Genomic DNA, 20,752 nt, shown 5'->3' with positions numbered 1-20,752 from the left:
TGTGCAAGCACCCCATCACCTCGTGTTGAGGTTGAATGACGGTTAGTTGGGGCATAAGCGCACGAAAGCCCCCCGTCGTTCCCGGCGGAGGGCCATGATGCGAAACGGACGGGGCGCTCAGAACTCGTAGTCGGCGATCACCCACGTGGCGAACTCCCGCCACTGCGCGGCGGCCGCCTGGTGGTCCGGGTGCTCCAGGTAGCGCTTCAGCGCGTCCGCGTCCTCCACCGCCGAGTTGATCGCGAAGTCGTGGGCGATGGGCCGGTCGGTGATGTTCCAGCCGCACTCCCAGAAGCGCAGTTCCCCGATCTTGCCGCCGAGCGCGGCGAAGGCCTCGGCGCCCGCGACGGCGCGCGGATCGTCGCGCCCCACGCCCTCGTTGAGCTTGAAGAGGACCAGGTGGCGGATCATGGGTACTCCCGGAGGGTCTACTTCGCCCCGTTGGCCAGCCAGGTGAAGAAGTCGCCGACGGCCTTGGCGGCGTCCGATATGCCCTGGAAGACTATCTGGACCCAGGCCGCCGCCCTGGGCGGGTCCGTGATGATGACGTACAGCGCGAAGACCACGAGCGCGTAGACGGCGATCTTCTTGGCGTTCACCGCCACCGGCCTCTCCCCTGATGTCCCCTTGTTGCCGGGCGCGAGTGTAACGGTCAGATCGTTTTGTATGACCGGCGGCGCGGGGGGTACCCGATATTTTTCTCCGGTTCCCGAGGCGACCGGAACATGACGAAGGGCCCGGTCCAACGGACCGGGCCCTTCGCTTCACGGCGGTAGCGGAGGGATTTGAACCCTCGGTGACTTGCGCCACACTCGCTTTCGAGGCGAGCTCCTTCGGCCGCTCGGACACGCTACCGAGGGAGACCTTACAGCACCGGGGGCCGTGCTCTGAAATCGGTATTCAAGGGCCCGGGGCGGGCCTCGGACGGGCGGCTCAGCGGGTGCGGAAGAACTCCGTGAGCAGCCGGGCGGCTTCCCCGGCGAGGACGCCCTCGACAACCTCGGGACGGTGGTTGAGCCGCCGGTCCCGTACGACGTCCCAGAGGGACCCCGCGGCGCCCGCCTTCTCGTCGCGGGCACCGTAGACGACCCGGTCCACCCGGGCCTGGACCAGGGCGCCGGCGCACATCGTGCAGGGCTCCAGCGTCACGACCAGGGTGCAGCCGGTGAGCCGCCACTCGCCGAGCGCCGCGGCGGCCCGGCGCAGTGCGAGGACCTCGGCGTGCGCGGTGGGGTCGCCGGTGGCCTCGCGTTCGTTGTGCCCGGTGGCGAGGACCGTCGTACCGTCCGCGGACAGCACGACGGCGCCGACGGGGACGTCCCCGCCCTGGACGGCCTGGCCCGCCTCGTCCAGGGCGAGCCGCATCACGGCCCGCCAGCGGTCGCGTACCGGATCGGGGGACCCGGCTTCCTCGTGGTGGAGCGTCAGCGGACGGTCTCCAGGACGTCGGAGGCGCCCAGGGCCTCGGCGATCTCGCCGAGCGCGTCCTCGTCGAGCGACAGCAGCTCCTTGGCGGTCACCCCCAGGTCGTCGAGGATCCCGGGGTCGCCCACCGGGCCCGAGGGCACGGCCGAGCCGTCCGAGTCGTCGTCCTCCTCCGGCTCCGGCTCCCCGTCCTCGGTGCCGTCGAGGTCGAGGGAGTCCAGGACGTCGGTGTCGTCCTTGGGCTCCCTTCCGAGCATTTCGTCGGTGAGCAGGAGCTCGCCGTACGAGCTGCGGGCGGCGGCGGCGGCGTTGGAGACGAAGACCCGGGGGTCCTCCTCACCGTCGACGCGCACGACACCGAACCACGCGTCTTCCTGCTCGATGAAGACGAGCACCGTGTCGTCGGCCTCCGAGGCCGATTCCCGGGCCAGGTCGGCCAGGTCCGACAGGGTCTCCACATCGTCGAGCTCTGTGTCGCTCGCTTCCCACCCGTCTTCGGTGCGCGCGAGCAGTGCGGCGAAGTACACCGTGACTCTCCCACTGGTCTTAGGCGTGCCGGTTGGGGGTCCCCCCGGCGGAGGTTCTGGGCGGGAAGAGCTGGGCTCCGAGCCCCACCCACTCGGAATCGTGGCAGAAACAAGGCGTTCAGGGGACGTCTTCGGCTCCCTGTGTCTGGCAGTTTTGATCGCACGTATGCAAAGAGCCATCCATGCGTCCGTGAACGCAGTCACCAGCGCACTCGTTGCCGCCACCTGCGGATCGTACGCGGGTTTTCGCGCGGCCCACGCACGGCCTTACCCGTGCCGGACCGCAACGGGCCGCAAGCAGTGGATCTTTGCCGAAGGATCGGCTTCACGACTCTTGCCGACTCTTACCGACTCTTTCGGACCTGTGCGGGCTCCTGCCGGTTCTCACGGGCTCCCGCCGGGCCGCGGACCCCTGTCGAGGTCTACCAACGGAACGTCCTCATCCGCATCGCGTGTCGCAGCCGGGCCACTTTCGCCCGGCGGGGCTGGACCCGGTCGCGCAGCGCCCGCGCCTCGGCGAGTTCGCGCAGGAACCGGGCCCGGCGGCGGCGCCGCTCGGCCTCGGTCTCGCCCTCCGGGGCGCCATAGCCACGGTCAGGTTGTCCAGGCTGTCCAGACAGTTCAGGCACGTCGAATCACCCCACTTCGACACTCCCACTTTCCCCCGGACGGCCGGTTTGATGCCAGGTGCGACGTCAGGGTGGGGCAGCACGGGCCTGCGCGGGGGGAGGTCGGGCGCGGTTACTGTTGTGGTCATGCGTCTCCACGTCGTCGACCACCCCCTGGTCGCTCACAAGCTCACCACGCTGCGCGACCAGCGCACCGACTCCGCGACGTTCCGGCGGCTCGCCGACGAACTGGTCACCCTGCTCGCCTACGAGGCGACCCGGGACGTGCGGACCGAGGCCGTCGACATCCGGACCCCGGTGGCCGCCACGACCGGCGTCAAGCTCGCCCGGCCGCGTCCGCTGGTCGTGCCGATCCTGCGGGCCGGGCTCGGCATGCTGGACGGGATGGTGCGGCTGCTGCCGACGGCCGAGGTGGGCTTCCTGGGCATGATCCGCAACGAGGAGACGCTCCAGGCGTCCACGTACGCCTCCCGGATGCCGGAGGACCTCTCCGGGCGTCAGGTGTACGTCCTCGACCCGATGCTGGCCACGGGCGGCACGCTGGTCGCCGCGATCCGTGAGCTCATCAGGAGGGGTGCCGACGACGTCACCGCGGTGGTGCTGCTGGCCGCCCCGGAGGGCGTCGAGGTCATGGAACGCGAGCTGGCGGGGACGCCGGTCACGGTGGTGACGGCGGCGGTCGACGACCACCTCAACCAGCACGGTTACATCGTGCCGGGCCTCGGGGACGCCGGGGACCGGCTGTACGGGGCGGCGGAGTAGCCCTCCGGGGGTGTCGAGGCCCGCCCTGCCTCCGGCAGGGCGGGTCTTCTGCCGCCGGACGGGTGATCGGCGGTGGGCGTTCGCGCGGTCGCCGCGGGTGGCGCGGTTGGGTGGCGGCCGTGGGTGGGTTGTGGCCGGGCGCGCAGTTCCTCCGCCGGCCTTCGGCCGGGGGAACCCCAGCGCCCCCGGGTGGGCTTCGGTTGGCGGTGTTGGTTCAGCAGGTCTTCTTGGTCGTCGCCTTCGGCTGGGGGGCCGCCAGGGCGGTGATCGCCTTGTCGGCCGTCGCCTGGGGAGTGAGGGACTTGAAGGCGTCCCCGATGATCAGGTCCACCGCGGTGCCCTTGCGGCCCGCTTCCGTGCGCTGGTCGGCCGCCGTCAGCTGGGTGGCCAGGACCGGCAGCGAGGTCTTCAGGGCGGAGGCGGGCCCGAGCAGTACCGCCGTCCCCTTGACCTTCGCGTCGAACTTCGCCGGCGCGTTCCCGACGTCGCCGATCCGGAACCCGCGCTTCTTGAGCGCGTCCGCGGTGTCCTTGGCCAGGCCCGTGCGGGTGGTCGCGTTGTAGACGTTCACCGTGATCTGCGCGGGCTTCGGCAGCGCGGCGGCGGACGCTCCGGCCGCGGGACTCGGGCTCGCGGCGGCCTGCTTGACGCAGTCCTTCACCGAACCGGCCGCCGAGGCCTTCCCGCCGCCACCCGTGAAGACGTCGATGAGCTGCAGTGTGCCCCAGCCGACCAGGCCGAGCGCGGTGACGGAGGCGACCACGGAGAGGGTCAGCCGGGTACGCCGCCGGCGTGGGCGCATGCGAGGGTATTTGTCCCCTGTGATCCGGTATTGGCCGCCCATGCCGGGGGGAGTCAGCATGCTCATGAGCGCAGCGTAGTGCGCCACGGGTGCGTTGACTAATAGATGATCATCCGACGGAGTGCGGTCCAACCCGAAAGGGGCAACCGGCGCGGAACGGCGGACGGCGAGCGGGTGTCCGCTCGGGTGTCAGTCGAGTTCGAGCACGCGGGCGTGCAGCACCTGACGCTGCTGGAGGGCGGCGCGGACCGCGCGGTGCAGCCCGTCCTCCAGGTACAGGTCGCCCTGCCACTTCACGACGTGCGCGAAGAGGTCGCCGTAGAACGTCGAGTCCTCGGCGAGGAGGGTCTCCAGGTCGAGCTGGCCCTTGGTCGTCACGAGCTGATCGAGGCGGACCGGGCGCGGTGCGACGTCCGCCCACTGCCGGGTGCTCTCCCGGCCGTGGTCGGGGTACGGCCGGCCGTTTCCGATGCGCTTGAAGATCACACGGAAAGCCTACCGGTCCTGACGTTCCGGGCGCAGCCATGGCGACCGAGTGTGACGCCGGAAAAGACGTTGTAAAGGTCATCAAAAAGGCGAAACCGGAACTGCGGGTGCGGCCGAACTGGACACCGCGGTAAGGGCGTCCGCCCCGCACGGACGTTGTGCACAGGCTGTGGACCGCGAGTCGGCGTACGAGAAGCCCCAGCAGGCCACGGGGACGACCGCGGGGAACGGCCCCGGCCCCGGCCCCGGCACCGGCCACGCCCGCGCGCCGGGCGGCCGGCTCAAGGCCCGCGCGCTCGGTGAGGATCCGGCTCGGCCGGTGGATCGCCCGTTTCCTGGTCGGTGGATCGCCCGCTCCCTGGTCGGTGGATCGCCCCTTCCCAGGCCGGTGGATCGCCCGTTCCTTCCTCGGTGCGGCCCGCAGGCGCCGGTGAGCCGGGTCGTCCGGCGGGCGACCCGGCTCCGTCCCGGGGGGCTCAGTTTTGCTTCTGCTCCTGGGGCCGCGGCCGCGGCGGTTCGGCCGCCTTCTCCCGGGGCTTCGGCGTGCTGCGGACGGCCTCGGCGCGCAGCAGGGCGCGCAGGACGGCGTACGGGTCTGAGGGCATGGCGGTGTTCCTTGCGTAGAGCGGACCGACCTGACGGGGGAGCGGGGCGTCGGGTCGGTCAGCAGCGCAGGACCACGGTGCGCAGCAGGGGTGCGGCGTACGGCGGACGCGGGGCGGCCGGGCAGGAGGGCCGCATGTCGCGGTCGGCCGGGCCGGCGGGCCCCGAGGCCGGGAGCGGCGCGGAGCGCTGGGGTACGTCGGCGCGGTGGACGGTGCGGACGGACGGCCGCAGCGGGGTGTCGGGCACGTCGTGCTCGGCGGTCCCGGCCGCGGCGGCGGTGACGGGGGCGGTCGCCGCGGGGGCCGCCGTGGGGACGCCGGTCAGCAGCAGGGCGAACAGCAGCGCCACGAGCGCCCGCAGCCGGGCGGGGCCGGGCCGCGGGCGACCGAGTGTGGGGCCGCTGCTCATGGCGGTCATCTCCCCGCGCCGTGGGCGGTGTTCATCGCGCCGGACGGCAGAACCGCTCGCTCGGCGTACCTGCGGGGCGCGGGGTTGACGCGGTTCACACGGTGCGCGGGACGTGCCGGGCGCGGCCGCGCAGGCCGAACGAGGAGACGATCTCGACGATGCCGACCACCACCAGCCAGATGCCGGCGACCAGGGTCAGTACGGCGACCGACTTGAACGGGGACACGATCAGCACGATGCCGGCGATGAAGGTGACGATCCCGAGGAAGATCATCCAGCCGCGGGCCGGCATCGCCGGGTCGTGCACGGCGGCGATCGTCTGGGTGATCCCGCGGATCAGCCAGCCGATCCCGATCCACAGGGCGAGCAGCAGGATCGACTCCAGCGGGCCGCGGAAGCAGAACAGGCCCAGCAGGATCGACAGCGCGCCGCTGATGAAGGCCAGCACGCGCAGCGAGGTCGTCTTGTGCGTGCCGAAGGCGGCGACCAGCTGGAAGACGCCGCTGACCAGCAGGTAGATGCCGAAGAGCACACCGGCGACCAGCAGGGAGGCGCCGGGCCACACCAGGACCAGGATGCCGAGGATCAGCGAGGCGATCCCGGTGACCAGGATGGTCTGCCAGGCGGCCTGGGCGAGTGCGTGCAACGGCCCTTCGAACGGCGGTTCGGCCTCATGCCGCCCGAGACCGGAGGCGTGAGCCCTGCGGTCGTCGTCGGCGGGCCCGGTGCTGTGGGGCTCGGTCATGCATCCAGGGGAGCCCCGGCCACGCTCCACCGCCACCACGGGGAGCCCGACCGGGTGACGACCTGAAGGAGCACGGGTTACTCGGCCGCACCCCCCTTCGTCCCCTTCGCCGCCTTCGCCGCCGCCTTCATCTCCTGCTTGTGCGCCCGGACCTTCGCGAGCGACTCCGGCCCGGTGATGTCGGCCACCGACCGGAACGCCGACGCCTCCCCGTACGCCCCCGCCGCCTCCCGCCACCCCTTCGGTCGCACCCCCAACTGCTTCCCCAGCAGCGCGAGGAAGATCTGCGCCTTCTGCCTCCCGAACCCGGGCAGTTCCTGGAGCCGCCGCAACAGCTCCGCTCCGCTCTCGACATCGCGCCAGACGCCCTCGGCGTCCCCGTCGTAGTGCTCGACCAGGTACTGGCACAGCTGCTGGATCCGCTTCGCCATGGACCCGGGATAGCGATGCACCGCGGGCTTCTCGGAGAGCAGCGCGGCGAACGCCTCCGGGTCCTGTGCGGCGATCTCGTGCGCGTCCAGGTCCTCGGTGCCCATGCGCCGCGCGATCGTCGCCGGCCCCTTGAACGCCCACTCCATCGGCACCTGCTGGTCCAGCAGCATGCCGACGAACGCGGCGAGCCTGCTGCGGCTGAGGAGTCCGTCGGCCTCGGGGTCCTGGGCGAGACGCAGGGCAGGGGTGGCGGCGTCGGCATGGGCGTCCATGGCTCGATGATCCCGCGCCCGGTCCTGCCCCGCACTCCGTCCCTCGCGTACGATTCCCCCACCGTTCTGATTAGGTAAGGCTAACCTCAGGTAAGGGGTGTCACGGGGTGACCACAGAGACGTACCGCGACCCCTGGGGCATCCCTCATCTGCGCGCGGGGAACGCCCGCGCACTCGCCCGCGCCCAGGGCCGGATCACCGCGCACGACCGGGCCTGGCAGCTGGAGACGGAACGGCACCGGGCCCAGGGCACGTCGGCGTCCTTCCTCGGCTCCCCGGCCGCCGCCTGGGACGTCCTCGCCCGCCGCGCCCGCCTCGTGGACACCGCGAGACGCTGCTTCGAGGCGCTCGAGGGACGGGACCCGGAGACGGCGGAGTGGGTACGGTCGTACACGGCCGGCGTGAACGAGGGACTGCCGGCCGGTGCCGCCCGTACCCCTGAGTTCGCCCGCACCGGCCTGGCCCCCGGCACCTGGGAGCCCTGGCACCCGCTCGCCGTCTGGCTGGCCACCCACCTCCTGTTCGCCGGGTTCCCCGCCAAGCTCTGGCGCGAGCAGGCGGTACGGCACCTGGGTCCGGAGTCGGTCCCGCTCTTCGCCACGGACGGACCGGCCACCGCGGGCAGCAACGGCTGGCTGCTGTCGGGCGCGCGCACCACCACCGGGAAGGCGCTGATCGCGGGCGACCCCCACCGCTTCATCGAGGCCCCCGGCGTCTACCAGCAGATCCGGCTCTCCTGCCCGGAGTTCGACGTCGTGGGCCTGGCCGTCCCCGGCGTCCCCGGCATCGCCCACTTCGCGCACGCGGGCACGGTCGCCTGGGCCATCACCAACGCGATGGCCGACTACCAGGACCTCTACCGGGAGCGCCTGCGCCGGACGGAGCGCGGGGTGGCGGCGCTGGGCCCGGACGGCACCTGGAGCCCGGCCCACCGGCACACGGAGACGGTGCCGGTGGCAGGACAGCCCCCGTTCGAGATCGAGGTGATCGAAACACCCCGAGGCCCCCTGATCACCCCCCTGTCCCCGGCCTCCGGCCACCGACCGCCGGCCGCCGACGGCGAAGCCGAGGCGCTGGCCCTGCGCTACCCGCCCCGCGTCACCCACGACCTCGGCTTCACCGCCCTCCTCCCCCTCCTGCGCGCCCGCAGCGTGGCCGACGTCGACCGCGCCCTCGACGCCTGGGCCGAGCCCGTGAACGTGGTCCACGCCGCCGACACCGCCGGCGGCACCCTGCACCGCGTCGCCGGCCGCGTCCCCGTCCGCTCCCGCACCAACCGCACCCGTCTCGCCCCCGCCTGGCTCCCCGGCCACGCATGGCAGGGCTGGCACGAGATGCCGTACGGCGAACTCACCGACGGCGCCGCCGTGATGGCGAACCAGCGCGGTCCCGCCGCCCCCCTCGGCGTCGAGTTCGCCCCACCCCACCGCGCCGACCGCATCCGCGCCCTCCTCGACGGGCGCCGCACCTGGTCCGCCGCCGACCTGCCCGCGATCCACATGGACACCCACCTCGCCTCCGCCGCCCCCCTCCTGGACCGCCTCGCCGCGCTCGACCACCTCACCCCCGGGGCCGCCGCACTCCGCGACCGCCTGCTCGCCTGGGACCGCCGGATGGACGCCGGCAGCGCCACCGCCGCCGACTACGCGGCCGTACGCTCCGCGGTCGTACGGCACCTCGCCGCCCACCCCGCCTTCGCCCCCCTCACCGAACCCCCGTCCCCCACCTGCCCGGAGCCCCTGCTCCCGTGGCTCGCCCTCACCCCGCGGATCGGCTTCGCCCTCGAACACCTGCTGAGTGCGGAGGAGTTGTACGGCATCGACCGTCCCGCCGTCGTACGCGCCGCGCTCGAAGAAGTCGCCGCAGAAGTCGCCGCAGAAGTCGCCGCGGACGTCGCCGCGGACCGGCCCGCCCGCACCTGGGGCGACACCCACCGCCTCGCCCCCTGGCAGGCGCTGCCCGGAGAGCCGTACGAGGGTCCCGCGCTCTCCGGTGACCACGACTGCGTGCTGTGCACCTCCGCCGTCCCCGGCGTCACAGACCTCACGGTGCGCGGCCCGGCCGCCCGTTACGTCTGGGACCTGGCCCGCCGCGACGGCAGCCTCTGGGTGGTCCCGCTCGGCGCGGACGGCGTTCCCGGCGCGGCCCACCACAGCGACCAACTCCCCCTGTGGCTCAGGGGGGACCTGGTCCCGGTCGTCACCGACTGGGACCACCTGGAACGCGTGGACCTCACCGACACGGAAGAGACCGATGCCTGAACAACCCCCCTTCGAACACACCGTCACCGGTTTCGGCACCGTGCGCCTGCGTCCCCTGGACCCCGAACGCGACGCGGACACCGTGCACTCCTGGGTGGCCGAGGAACGCGCCGTCTTCTGGGGCATGACCGGCCTCACCCGCGCCCAGGTCGCCGACGTCTACACCCATATGGCGGGCCTCGGCACCCATCACGCCCACCTCGCCGAGAGGGACGGTGTCCCGGTCGCGCTCCTCCAGACGTACGAGCCGGAGGCGGACCGGGTGAGCGAGTGCTACGACGCCCGCCCAGGCGACATCGGCGTGCACGTCCTGCTCGCCCCGGCCGGACCCGAGGGCCCCCGCCCCGGCTGGACGGGGTCCCTGCTCCGCGTCTTCACCGAGTACGTCTTCCGCGCGCTGGACCGCCGCCGCATCGTCGTGGACCCGGACGTCCGCAACGGGAAGGCGATCGCCCGCTTCCGGAGCCAGGGCTTCGAACTCGGCCCGGCCGTCGTGCTCCCGGAGATCGACCTCCCGGACGTGTACCTGCCCGAGAAGCACGCCCGACTCGCGTTCCTCACCCGGCCGGCGACCCAGCCGGACGACCCGCGGTGACGACGGGGGCCGAGCGAGACGAGTGCCGAGCGAGACGAGTGCCGAGCGAGACGCGTGCCCGCGCGATCGGTGCCGAGGTCGATGAGTGCCGAGCGCTTCCCAGCCGTATGACCGAAGAACACGTGTTTCCGAACTCGGAGCGGGTGAAGTGCGCGAACACCACGACCGACGGCGCCCCACCGCCCCCCGCAGGGCAACCCCCCGCAGGGCAACCCCCCGCAGGGCAACCCCCCACAGGGCGGCCCTGCGGACGGCCGCCCTCCTGGGCACCCTCCTCACCGCCCTGTTCCTGGCCTCCGCCGCCCCTGCCTCCGCCCACGCGGCCCTGCGTGGCAGCGACCCCGCCGACGGTGCCGTGCTCAAGTCGGCCCCCGGCTCGGTCACGCTGACGTTCACCGAGTCCGTCGGCCTGCTCGACGACTCGTTCCGGGTGTACGACCCCACCAACCACCGGGTGACCACCGGCGACGCCGAACACGGCCCGGCCGGCTCGGACACCGCCCGGATCACCTTCCAGAAGAAGCTCGGCACCGGCACGTTCACCGTGGCGTGGCGGGTCGTGTCGGCGGACAGCCACCCGGTCTCCGGTGCCCTCACCTTCTCCGTGGGCAAACCGTCGGCGACCGTCGCGGCCGTCCCCACCGGCCCGGTCGAGAACCCGGTCACCGAGGGCCTCTACAACATCGGCCGCTACCTCGCGTACCTCGCCGTGGCGCTGTTGATCGGCGCGGCCGCCTTCGTCGCCCTGTGCCGCCCGCCGGACCCGGCGCCGCTGCGGAAACCGGTCCGGACGGCCTGGTGGGTCCTGCTGGGGGCCAGCCTCTTCCTCCTGGTCCTGCGCTCCTCGTACGAGGAGGGCACCTCCCCGGTGACCGCCCTCGACCTGTCCGCCCTCGTCAAGTCGGCGACGGGCCGCCCGGGTCTGGCCCTGCTGACCAGGGTGGCGCTCCTGGCGGTCGTCGCGGGCCTCCACCTGTTCCTCGGCCGCGGGGGCGCGGACCGGTCCCGCCCGCTCCGTCCGACCCGCCCCGTCCTGGCCGCGGGCACCGCCCTCGCCGTCGCCCTGGCCCTCACCTGGGCGGCGGCGGAGCACGCCTCGGCCGGTATCCAGGTCCCCCTGGCGATGACCTCGACGGTCCTGCACCTGCTGGCGATGGCGCTGTGGCTGGGCGGTCTCACGGCCCTCCTCATCACCCTCCAGCGGGGCAGCACCCCGCTGGCCGCCGTCGTCGTCACCCGTTTCTCGCGGGTGGCCTTCGTCTCGGTGGCGGTCCTCGTCGTCACCGGCGTCTACCAGTCCTGGCGAGGCCTCGGCTCCTGGCAGGCGCTCACCGACACGTCGTACGGCAGGCTGCTGCTCCTCAAGCTCGCCGCCGTGACCCTGCTGCTGGGGGCGGCCTCCCAGTCCCGCCGCTGGACGGCGAAGCTGGCGGCGGCCCGGACCGCGGCACCGGCCCGCACCCGGGTCCCGGAGACGGTCGGCGCCCTGGCGACACGGTCACCCGAGGTCTCGTCGTCGTCCGCACTCCCGGCGTCCGCACCGTCGTCGTCCTCCCAGTCCCCGGCCGCCCCTTCCTCCCCTGCGGAGACGGTCGCGTCCGAACCGCGGCGGTCCGACGCGGAGGCCTCCCCGGAGCAGGCCCTTCCACCCGGCTCCGACCTCGGCTCCGACCTCGGCTCCGACCTCCGCGCCGCCCTGCGCCGCTCGGTCCTCGCCGAGGTCGGCGTCGGTGTCCTGGTCCTGGTCCTCACCACGATCCTCACCGGCACCCTGCCCGGCCGGGCGGCGGCCGAGGCGGCCGAGTCGGGCACGGCGTCGGGCGCGCTCGGCATCCCCGCGGCGGCCGTCGCCATGGTCCCCTTCGACGTGGGCACCCCGAACGGCCACGGCAAGGTGCAGATCACCCTGGACCCGGGCCGGGTCGGCAAGAACTCGGTGGAGGCGGTCGTCTTCGGCCCCGACGGGGGCATCTCCACCGTCCCCGAACTGCGCCTCTCCTTCACCCTCGCCGCCCAGAAGATCGGCCCGCTGCCCGCGGACCTGGCGGACCGGGGCGGCTACTGGGCCACCAACGCCGTCAGCATCCCCCTCGCGGGCGAGTGGACGATGAACGTGACCGTACGGGTCTCCGACCTGGACCAGGTGACCGTGACGAAGAAGATCAGGATCGCCGCCTAGCGCCGAGAGGTACCCGCTCGACCAGCCCTCTTTCAGTCGAGCACGGGGCTCATGACGCCCTGGATGCGGGAGAGCGTGAAGACGCGCATGTCCTCTCGCAGATGGCACCAGGCTTCGAGGTAGGGCGGGTCGAGTTCGAGGCGGCTGAGGGTGCGTACCGTCCGGTTCCCCGAGGTGGCGACGTAGTCGACGGTGATGGGCGCGTCGGCGTCGATGGCGTGGGCGAGCTGGCGGACGTCGCTGTACGGCAGGTGCTTCGCCCAGCCCGCGACGATCTCCTCGGTGTCGGTGGCGAAGGGCGGTCCGCCGTCGAACGGCGCGGGTTCTGGGGGCGTCGGTGGGGCGGCCAGCAACCGGGACGCCAAGGTGTCCGGGTCGACCGGAGCGGAATTCTTCGCCGTGCCTGTGGCAGCGATCCGGCCGCTGTCCCGCGCGCCGCTGCCGCGCGGGGCCGGCACCGCCGCGGCGGCCCGCAGCGGCCGGTTTTCCTCGACCCGTACCGTGCCCTCGACCGTCTCGGCGACGGGGGCGTATCCCTCGGCCCGGAGCGTGGCGAGGGTCGTATCGAGCGGGCTGCGGCTGATCAGCACCGTGGGCGCCAACAGTCGCAGCCCCAGCTTGGCGAGCTTGCGGTGGGCGGCGAGTTCGGCCAGGAGAGCGGGGTCCTCGCCGTGGATGACGCAGGCGGCGGGGGTGACGCGCACCCGGCCGTGGCCGCGTGCGGTGTCGGCGATCAGGTACGACAGCGGCTGCGGCAGGGGACCGGCGGCGACAGCGGCCAGGTCGGCCGTGATGTCGTCGCCGAGACGGCCGGCGTCCAGTGCCCGGCGGATGCTGCCGACGCTGAACCGCCACACCGATGCCGTGCCGCTGGTCTCACGGTCGGCGACGGCGTTCAGAAGCGAGGACAGCCGCGCGGACGGTGTACCGGTGACGACGGCGGTGAGGTCGGCGCCGATCCGTGCCGTGGTGGTGGCCGAGGGCAGCAGTCGCCGGCACTCCCTGCCCAGCGCCTCCGTGTCGCCGGCCCGCAGAGGGACACCGAAGGCGGACAGCGCGCCGCGAGCGAGTACGCCGAGAATCTCGGCCTCGCGGATCACGGTGGCGAACGGTGTTCCGTCCGGGGCCGACGAGTGGGTGAGCGGGCGGTGCCAGGTGATCAGGGGCCCCAGATCCGAGGTGGCCGTCGCGCCCTGCCCTGCCGGAAGCTGTCCGGCCGCGGCCAACAGCCCGTGGCGAGCCGTCACGCAACCATTGCAGGGTGGTGCTCCCGCCAGAGCGGGAAGCGCCTTGTTGTCCTCGTCGCGCGAGTCGGTCGGGGTGAGCGGCAGGTTCCGCCATGCCTGGAGCAGTACCGCGAACTGCTCCGGGGGTTCCTGCTCCGCCCAGGCGTCGTACTCCTCGGTGGGAGCCACGCGGTCGCCGTCCCGGCCCAGGAGACCGGCGGCGTACGCCGTCTCCAGGGCAAGGCGTACGACGGCGTCGTCGGCCTGCGCTGCCTTGCCGATGCGGGCCAGTTCACGCGCCCCGATCCCGCCGGACTTCAGCCGGGTCGGCGCGGTGCCCGAGCAGGCCGACAGAACCCCCACGGCACGGGACACGAACGTCGTGGCCGCGGCCGACGCCTCGTGGTCCACCTCGGCCGGGGTGACGGACGTCGTTCGCACGGAGGGCGGGAGCGGTGCGAAGGGGGCGTGCCAGCCCGGTCCGCGCAGCGAGAGCGTCACCTCGGCCGGCATACGGGCCGGACCGTAGACGTGACGGTCCTGGATCAGGAGCCCCCGCTCCAGTGCCCACCGGGCGCCCGGTTCGAGGCCGGGGCCGGTTGCGCCGAACACGATGGACCGCGGCTGCCCGGGCATGCCCTCCGTACGGCGTTCGAGCAGCTCCCGGGCGGCTGCCGGAGCTTTCGAGACCAGGGCGACGACCTGTTCCGGGTCGCTGTGGTGGGCCACCAGTGCGGCCAGACGCTGCGGCTTGGTGCCCGGCGGCTTGATGCCCAGGGCTGCCAGCATGCCGCGCAGGTCCTCGGAGGTCGCGCCCGCGAGCAGCCGCTCCAGTGGCGCGTCCAGCCCCAGGGGTGCGTCCCACGCATGGCGCAGTGGTCCGGCCATGCGGAGCTTCCCCGCGCCGTCCGGCCAGACCAGAGCCTGATCGGCCAGCGCTTCCAGAACGCCGTCCAGTTCGCGGGCGGTTCGGTCGTCCGTCGCCCCCAGCAGCTCCGCCAGCGCAGCGCGCGACGCGGGTGCACCCAGCGCTGCCAGCGCCTCGGCCACTTGGAGGTGGGGCAGCGCGAGCCGTGGCAGGACCAGTGCCACCGATCCGGGGCGCTGAAGCCGGTCCGCCAGTTCCCCCACGGAGCGCGGCTCCGGAGGGGACATGGCGTCCTTTCGTGCTCCGAGTACACGTGCCAGACGAGAGCCGTCGAGGCTGGTCAGCCATGTCGCCAGGGTCGATGGGGACTTCATGGGGGTACACCTCGTCAGACCGGGGAGTCGCGATGGAGCGGGGGCTCGGCGCCGGTTTCCCAGAATGGCGCACATCCATGGCCGACGGGTGCCGCACCGGGACAGGTACCTCCCGACGGGCGTCGACGGCATGCGGGGCCCGACCGGAGCACACCGTGTGAATCCTGGCCGTCGGCAATGAGACGCAGGGTGCCGGGTCGTAACTGCTTGAGCAGGCGCCCAGAACTGCAACCAGACGACGAAGGCTCCGACCGAGATCCGGTCGGAGCCTTTGTCTGCCCAGGTGGGCTGCTGCGGAGGATACGAGATTCGAACTCGTGAGGGGTTGCCCCCAACACGCTTTCCAAGCGTGCGCCCTAGGCCTCTAGGCGAATCCTCCGGTGGGAACATTACATGACCGAGAGGAGTGCTCGCGAACTCGTTCCTACCCGCTGACGTCGGGTACTCTGTGCGGAGCCCCTCACGCGGCGCTATCTGACTGAACTCCCCCAGGGCCGGAAGGCAGCAAGGGTAGGTCGGCTCTGGCGGGTGCGTGGGGGGCGCTTGCGTTCGCCGGGCGGGGGTCTTCGGCGGGGTGGGTTGTCAGTGGGCGCCTATAACCTCGTAGGTGTGTCGTCTCTCGCGCTGTACCGCCGCTATCGCCCGGAGTCGTTCGCCGAGGTCATCGGGCAGGAGCATGTCACCGACCCGTTGCAGCAGGCGCTGCGGAACAACCGGGTCAATCACGCGTACCTGTTCAGCGGGCCGCGTGGGTGCGGGAAGACCACCAGCGCGCGGATCCTGGCGCGCTGCCTGAACTGTGAGCAGGGGCCGACGCCGACCCCCTGCGGCGAGTGCCAGTCCTGCCGCGACCTCGCGAGGAACGGCCCGGGATCCATCGACGTCATCGAGATCGACGCGGCCTCTCACGGTGGTGTGGACGACGCCCGTGACCTGCGCGAGAAGGCCTTCTTCGGACCCGCGGGCAGCCGCTACAAGATCTACATCATCGACGAGGCCCACATGGTCACGTCGGCCGGCTTCAACGCCCTGCTCAAGGTCGTCGAGGAGCCCCCGGAGCATCTGAAGTTCATCTTCGCCACCACCGAGCCCGAGAAGGTCATCGGGACCATCCGGTCGCGGACCCACCACTACCCGTTCCGGCTGGTGCCGCCGGGGACGCTCCGGGAGTACCTCGGCGAGGTATGCGGCAAGGAGCAGATCCCCGTCGAGGAGGGCGTGCTGCCGCTCGTCGTGCGGGCCGGCGCCGGGTCCGTGCGTGACTCCATGTCCGTCATGGACCAGCTGCTCGCCGGGGCCGGTCCGGACGGTGTGACCTATGCCATGGCCACCTCCCTGCTCGGTTACACGGACGGGTCCCTGCTCGACTCCGTCGTCGAGGCGTTCGCCACCGGGGACGGTGCCGCCGCCTTCGAGGTCGTGGACCGCGTCATCGAGGGGGGCAACGACCCGCGGCGTTTCGTCGCCGACCTGCTGGAGCGGCTGCGGGACCTGGTCATCCTCGCCGCCGTCCCGGACGCCGCGGAGAAGGGGCTGTTCGACGCCCCCGCCGACGTCCTCGAACGCATGCAGGCCCAGGCGGCCACCTTCGGTGCGGCCGAGCTCAGTCGCGCCGCCGACCTCGTCAACGCGGGGCTCACCGAGATGCGCGGCGCCAACTCCCCGCGCCTCCAGCTGGAGCTGATCTGCGCCCGGGTGCTGCTGCCGGCCGCGTACGGCGACGAGCGGTCCGTCATGGCCCGCCTCGACCGGCTGGAGCGGGGCGTCAACTTCTCGGGCGGTGGCGGCGCGCCCGCGATGGGGTACGTCCCCGGGCCCGACGCCCATCCGCAGGCCGCGGGCGGTGCCCCGGCCGGGCCTCCGGTTCCGCCGGGGGGCGGGATGGCGGCGGCACGGGCCGCCGTACGAGGGGGAGCGGCACCCGTGGCCACGCCTCCCGCATCGACCCCGGTCCAGCAGCCCCCGGACCCCGCGCCGGCACCTCCGGCGCAGCCGGTGCGACCGGCACCTCCGGTCCAGCAACCCCCCGCCGCCGCGGCCCCCGGCCCCGCTTCCGCCCCGGCCGCCCCCGCCCCGGCTGCCCCAGCGCCGGGCGCCTGGCCCACGGCGGCCTCCGCGGGCGGCGGCGCCCGCCGTCCCGGCGGCTGGCCCACGGGCGCGAGCACGGGTGCGGGTCCCGGCTCGGGCGGCCCGGCGGCGGCCCAGCAACCGCCGGCCTCCGCCCCCGTGCCGACCCCGCCGATCCCGGCCTCCACCCCCCAGGCGCAGGCGGCCCAGGTCCCTTCAGCGGCACCCGCAGGCGGTCTCGACCCCCGTGTCCTGTGGCCGAACATCCTGGAGGCGGTCAAGAACCGCCGCCGTTTCACCTGGATCCTGCTCAGCCAGAACGCCCAGGTCACCGGCTTCGACGGCACCACCCTCCAGATCGGCTTCGTCAACGCGGGCGCCCGCGACAACTTCGCGAGCAGCGGCAGCGAGGACGTGCTGCGGCAGGCGCTGTCCGAGCAGTTCGGTGTGCAGTGGCGGATCGACGCGGTCGTCGACTCGACGGGCGGCGGTGGTGGAGGCGGCGGCCCGGTCGGTTCCACTCCGGCGGGCTCCGGGTACGGCGGCGGGCAGCCCGGCGGCTACGGCGGCGCGCCCGCGGCATCCGGATACGGCGGCGGCTACGGCGGCCCGTCCGCGGCCGCTCCGGGCCGCCCGGCGTCCCCCCACCCCACGCCTTCGCCGCCCTCCGCGACGGCCCAGGCACCGTCAGCCGCCCCGACGCCCGCCGCACCCCGGCCCAGCGCCCCGGAACCGCCCCCGGTCTCCCCCGAGGACGACATCCCGGAGGAGGACGACCCCGACCTCGACGAGTCGGCCCTCTCCGGCCCCGAACTGATCATGCGGGAGCTGGGCGCGACCGTGGTGGAGGAGATCCGGAACGAGTAGCGAGGGGCCCTGGGGGGCGGTCACGTCGTCGGCCCCCACCCTTGGGGGAACCTCCAGCCGACCCGCCCGGCTACGCTGGCCCCGTGAAGGTCCTCGTCATCGGCAGCGGCGCCCGCGAACACGCCCTGTGCCGCTCCCTGTCCCTCGATCCCGACGTCACCGCGCTGCACTGCGCCCCCGGCAACGCCGGCATCGCCGAGGTGGCCGAGCTGCACCCGGTCGACGCCCTCGACGGCGCCGCCGTCACCGCGCTGGCCCGGGAACTCGGCGCCGATCTCGTCGTGGTCGGCCCGGAGGCCCCGCTCGTCGCCGGGGTCGCCGACGCCGTGCGCGAGGCGGGCATCCCGGTCTTCGGCCCCTCCGGGGAAGCCGCGCGGATCGAGGGGTCGAAGGCGTTCGCCAAGGACGTGATGGCGGGGGCCGGAGTGCCCACCGCCCGTTCGTACGTATGCACGAACGCCGAGGAGGTCGCCGAGGCCCTCGACGCGTTCGGGGCGCCGTACGTCGTGAAGGACGACGGGCTCGCGGCCGGCAAGGGCGTCGTCGTCACCGGTGACCTCGACGCCGCCAAGGCGCACGCCGCCGGGTGCGAGCGGGTGGTCATCGAGGAGTTCCTCGACGGCCCCGAGGTCTCCCTCTTCGCGATCACCGACGGCGAGACGGTCCTGCCGCTCCAGCCCGCCCAGGACTTCAAGCGCGCCCTGGACGACGACGAGGGCCCGAACACCGGCGGCATGGGGGCGTACTCCCCGCTGCCCTGGGCCGACCCCAAGCTGGTGGACGAGGTCCTGGAGACGGTTCTCCAGCCGACCGTGGACGAGATGCGGCGGCGCGGCACCCCGTTCTCCGGGCTGCTCTACGCCGGCCTCGCGATCACCTCGCGCGGTGTCCGGGTCATCGAGTTCAACGCCCGCTTCGGCGACCCGGAGACCCAGGTGGTCCTGGCCCGGCTGAAGACGCCGCTGGCCGGGGTCCTGCTGGCCGCCGCGACCGGCACCCTCGCCGACCTGCCCCCGCTGCGCTGGACCGAGGACGCGGCGGTCACCGTCGTCGTCGCCTCCCACAACTACCCCGGCACCCCGCGCACCGGCGACCCCATCACCGGTCTCGACGCGGTGGCCGCCGAGGACGCCCCGTACGCCTACGTCCTGCACGCGGGGACGAAGTACGAGGGTGACGCGGTCGTCAGCGCCGGTGGCCGCGTCCTCTCCGTCACCGCGACCGGCACGGACCTGGCCCAGGCCCGGGAGCGCGCGTACACCGCCGTGGCCCGGATCGGCCTCGACGGCTCCCAGCACCGTACGGACATCGCGGCGAAGGCGGCGGCCGGGGCCTGAGGCCACGGCGGCGGCGCTTTCCGCACCCTTTCGACCCGCTCGTTCCTGATCAGGCCCCGGACCCGAAATCCGGGGCCTGATCATTGCTGTCTGTCGATCACCTCTGACCAAAGCCATTCCATCGAGTGACCGATGCCCCATCCGGCTGACGGGGGCCGGGGCCCCAACTAGGGTGCGGCGCAAGGATTCCGGCACTTGGCCCACCGGCATTGCGATGTCAGTCGCGGGTGCCACAGTGGGGGAGTGAGCAACAGCCAGGACAGCGCCAGGACAGCAGGGAGGGGGTGAGGTCCGGTCGTGACCGGAATCGGTGTGGAGGCGGGGGCACAGGCGGCCCGTGCGCGGGCGCTCGCCGTGCTGCGCGTCCGCGGCCGTGCCCTGGCCGTGGCGCTGCTCCCCGCGGCGGCCACGGTGATCCTGCTGACCGGCGGTTCCACCGGCCACCTCGTGGGCCGGGGCTGGGACACCGCCCGCTGGGTCGTCGGCGTGCTCGCCCTGGTCGTCCTGCTGGCCGCCGTCGGCGTCGCCGTGGTCGTGGCCCGTGCCCGGCCGGCCGTGACCCCCACGGTCCCGATCCCGGAGGAGTCCGCCCCGGACCTGTACCGGATGGTCCGCGACCTCGCCGACCGCCTGGCCGTCCCGGCGCCCTCCGCGATAGCGCTCACCCCGGACTGCGACAGCTGGCTGGAGGACCGCACCCACCCGGCGCACGGTCCGCCCGCTCCGCGCGGCGGCGACGAGCTGGGGGACCCCGGGGCGCACCGCCGCGCCCCGGCCGCGCCCGTCCTCGTCATAGGCTCCCCGTTCCTGTGGTGGATGCGCGTGGGCGAGCTCCGCGCGGTCCTCGCCCCGGTCGTCGCCGGTACGGGACCCTCGGCGCACCCCGACATAGCGGCCGCCCGCCGTTTCGTCCGCGGTCTCGACGCCGCGGTGGCCGTCGCGACGTCCCCGCGCCGCCCTGCGCCCCGTCTGCTGTGCGCGGGAGTGGGCTGGGTGGCCCGGCTGCTGCTGCGCGGCTGCCGGGAGCACGCGGCCCTCATGGAGCGCGGGGTGGCCGCCGCCGCGGCGGAGCGTGCCCAGGCCGTGGACTACGGGTTGCGGATCGTCGCCCAGGAGCAGGTCGGCCTGGCGTACGCGGGGTGGGACCGGCTGCTCACCCGGGTCGCGCTGCCCGCGTGGCGGATGGGCCGCTGGCCCTCCCGGCTGGACGCGGGCGTGGTCGCGGCGCTCACCGAGCTGTCCCGGCGGGACCGGCTGGCCGAGGGGTTCGCCTCCCGGCTGGGCGAGCGGCCGGCCTGCGACCTGCTGGAGGAGCCGGGGCTGGTGGACGAGGCCGCCTCGCTGCTCGCCGCCCGTCTCTTCCACGGCGGCCCCGCCGAGCCCGGCCCGGCCTGGGCGCCGGTGGACTGGCAGGAGTACCCGGACGAGGTCGTCGACCGCACCTGGCGGACGGAGGCGGCCAGGCTGCACCGCGTCCTGGACTCCCTGGGCGTCCGGGCCACCGTCGACCCCGGCGCCCCCGACCCCGGCGGCCCCACCCTGGCCCGGGTCCTGGACCACCTGACCGCCACCCCCGACCGCACCGCCACCCCCGACCGCACCGCCACCCCCGACCGCACCGCCACCCCCGACCGCACCGCCCCCGCCCCGCCCCACCCGGAGCACCCCACCGCCCACGGCGACCGCCCTCCCGCCGCCGAGCCCCCCTCACCCCACAACGAGCACATCCCGCCCGACGGGAACCGCCCCCCGGCGGACACGGCCCGCCCCTCGACGCCCGCCGAGCACCTCCCGACCCACGCGAACCGCCCCCCGGCCGACACCGAGCACCTTCCGACCTGCGCCGAGCACTCCCCGGCCGACACCGAGCACTCCCCGGCTCAC

19 protein-coding genes, 2 tRNA genes and 1 other RNA gene are annotated in these 20,752 nt (G+C 73.7%); 8 read left to right on the top strand and 14 right to left on the bottom strand.

What is annotated here, in order from left to right; translation table 11 throughout:
* Window positions 1-117 precede the first annotated feature (117 nt).
* The 6 genes from AB0958_RS10280 to AB0958_RS10255 form a co-directional block, all read right to left on the bottom strand.
* Window positions 118-411: a Dabb family protein gene (locus tag AB0958_RS10280; protein ID WP_366889907.1), complete on the bottom strand. Its 294-nt coding sequence runs from the start codon at window positions 409-411 to the stop codon at window positions 118-120.
* Window positions 412-428: 17 nt separating this feature from the next.
* Complete coding sequence (locus tag AB0958_RS10275; protein ID WP_165939313.1) at window positions 429-605, bottom strand: hypothetical protein; 177 nt, start codon at window positions 603-605, stop codon at window positions 429-431.
* 165 nt (window positions 606-770) lie between these two features.
* Window positions 771-855 (bottom strand) — tRNA-Ser (locus AB0958_RS10270).
* A 78-nt stretch (window positions 856-933) separates the two neighbouring features.
* Window positions 934-1,365, bottom strand: coding sequence for a tRNA adenosine(34) deaminase TadA (tadA, locus tag AB0958_RS10265; protein ID WP_366889918.1), 432 nt, complete (start codon window positions 1,363-1,365; stop codon window positions 934-936).
* A 59-nt stretch (window positions 1,366-1,424) separates the two neighbouring features.
* Window positions 1,425-1,952 carry a hypothetical protein gene (locus AB0958_RS10260; protein WP_132888231.1) on the bottom strand — a complete coding sequence of 176 codons (528 nt, stop codon included), beginning with the start codon at window positions 1,950-1,952 and terminating at the stop codon, window positions 1,425-1,427.
* Between the two features lie 422 nt (window positions 1,953-2,374).
* Window positions 2,375-2,572, bottom strand: coding sequence for a hypothetical protein (locus AB0958_RS10255; RefSeq protein ID WP_132888574.1), 198 nt, complete (start codon window positions 2,570-2,572; stop codon window positions 2,375-2,377).
* A 135-nt stretch (window positions 2,573-2,707) separates the two neighbouring features.
* Here AB0958_RS10255 and upp point away from each other — a divergent pair, with 135 nt between their 5' ends.
* Window positions 2,708-3,343 (top strand): uracil phosphoribosyltransferase, encoded by a 636-nt coding sequence (gene upp, locus AB0958_RS10250; protein ID WP_366889906.1) that lies wholly within the window; start codon window positions 2,708-2,710, stop codon window positions 3,341-3,343.
* 214 nt (window positions 3,344-3,557) lie between these two features.
* Here the strand turns inward: upp and AB0958_RS10245 are convergent, their stop codons facing one another.
* From AB0958_RS10245 to AB0958_RS10220, 6 genes are all read right to left on the bottom strand, one after another.
* The gene (locus AB0958_RS10245; protein WP_366889905.1) at window positions 3,558-4,211 is read right to left on the bottom strand and encodes a LytR C-terminal domain-containing protein; all 654 of its coding nucleotides are present in this window, start codon (window positions 4,209-4,211) and stop codon (window positions 3,558-3,560) included.
* Window positions 4,212-4,334: 123 nt separating this feature from the next.
* Window positions 4,335-4,631: a type II toxin-antitoxin system VapB family antitoxin gene (locus AB0958_RS10240; RefSeq protein ID WP_003999914.1), complete on the bottom strand. Its 297-nt coding sequence runs from the start codon at window positions 4,629-4,631 to the stop codon at window positions 4,335-4,337.
* Between the two features lie 476 nt (window positions 4,632-5,107).
* Window positions 5,108-5,236: a hypothetical protein gene (locus AB0958_RS10235; RefSeq protein WP_366889904.1), complete on the bottom strand. Its 129-nt coding sequence runs from the start codon at window positions 5,234-5,236 to the stop codon at window positions 5,108-5,110.
* Window positions 5,237-5,294: 58 nt separating this feature from the next.
* Entirely contained in the window at window positions 5,295-5,645 is a 351-nt protein-coding gene (locus AB0958_RS10230; RefSeq protein ID WP_366889903.1) for a hypothetical protein, read from the bottom strand.
* Window positions 5,646-5,739: 94 nt separating this feature from the next.
* A complete protein-coding gene (locus tag AB0958_RS10225) occupies window positions 5,740-6,390 on the bottom strand; it encodes an HdeD family acid-resistance protein (RefSeq protein ID WP_366889902.1) in 651 nt (216 codons plus the stop codon).
* Window positions 6,391-6,467: 77 nt separating this feature from the next.
* A complete protein-coding gene (locus AB0958_RS10220) occupies window positions 6,468-7,094 on the bottom strand; it encodes an HhH-GPD-type base excision DNA repair protein (RefSeq protein ID WP_366889901.1) in 627 nt (208 codons plus the stop codon).
* A 107-nt stretch (window positions 7,095-7,201) separates the two neighbouring features.
* Here AB0958_RS10220 and AB0958_RS10215 point away from each other — a divergent pair, with 107 nt between their 5' ends.
* From AB0958_RS10215 to AB0958_RS10205, 3 genes are all read left to right on the top strand, one after another.
* Complete coding sequence (locus AB0958_RS10215; protein WP_366889900.1) at window positions 7,202-9,355, top strand: penicillin acylase family protein; 2,154 nt, start codon at window positions 7,202-7,204, stop codon at window positions 9,353-9,355.
* Window positions 9,348-9,950, top strand: coding sequence for a GNAT family N-acetyltransferase (locus AB0958_RS10210; protein WP_366889899.1), 603 nt, complete (start codon window positions 9,348-9,350; stop codon window positions 9,948-9,950). The genes AB0958_RS10215 and AB0958_RS10210 overlap by 8 nt, the downstream gene beginning before the upstream one ends.
* Window positions 9,951-10,212: 262 nt before the next feature.
* Window positions 10,213-12,129: a copper resistance protein CopC gene (locus tag AB0958_RS10205; protein ID WP_366889917.1), complete on the top strand. Its 1,917-nt coding sequence runs from the start codon at window positions 10,213-10,215 to the stop codon at window positions 12,127-12,129.
* A 32-nt stretch (window positions 12,130-12,161) separates the two neighbouring features.
* Here AB0958_RS10205 and AB0958_RS10200 read toward each other — a convergent pair whose 3' ends face one another.
* Window positions 12,162-14,597: a helicase-associated domain-containing protein gene (locus AB0958_RS10200; protein ID WP_366889898.1), complete on the bottom strand. Its 2,436-nt coding sequence runs from the start codon at window positions 14,595-14,597 to the stop codon at window positions 12,162-12,164.
* A gap of 294 nt (window positions 14,598-14,891) precedes the next feature.
* A tRNA-Ser gene (locus tag AB0958_RS10195) sits at window positions 14,892-14,976 on the bottom strand.
* Window positions 14,977-15,048: 72 nt separating this feature from the next.
* Here AB0958_RS10195 and ffs point away from each other — a divergent pair.
* The 4 genes from ffs to AB0958_RS10175 all read left to right on the top strand — a co-directional run.
* Window positions 15,049-15,147: signal recognition particle sRNA small type (ffs, locus tag AB0958_RS10190), an RNA gene on the top strand.
* Window positions 15,148-15,206: 59 nt separating this feature from the next.
* A complete protein-coding gene (locus AB0958_RS10185) occupies window positions 15,207-17,531 on the top strand; it encodes a DNA polymerase III subunit gamma and tau (RefSeq protein ID WP_366889897.1) in 2,325 nt (774 codons plus the stop codon).
* An 83-nt stretch (window positions 17,532-17,614) separates the two neighbouring features.
* On the top strand, window positions 17,615-18,868 hold the full coding sequence (purD, locus tag AB0958_RS10180; protein ID WP_366889896.1) for a phosphoribosylamine--glycine ligase: 1,254 nt from the start codon (window positions 17,615-17,617) through the stop codon (window positions 18,866-18,868).
* Between the two features lie 297 nt (window positions 18,869-19,165).
* Window positions 19,166-20,752, top strand: a 1,587-nt coding sequence (locus AB0958_RS10175) for a hypothetical protein (RefSeq protein WP_366889895.1), incomplete at its 3' end; no start/stop codon positions are given.

The sequence above is a fragment of the Streptomyces sp. NPDC006655 genome (genome assembly GCF_040703965.1).
GTDB lineage: Bacteria > Actinomycetota > Actinomycetes > Streptomycetales > Streptomycetaceae > Streptomyces.
The sequence above is the reverse complement of the archived record's forward strand: the minus strand, read 5'-3'. Positions and strand labels throughout refer to the sequence as shown.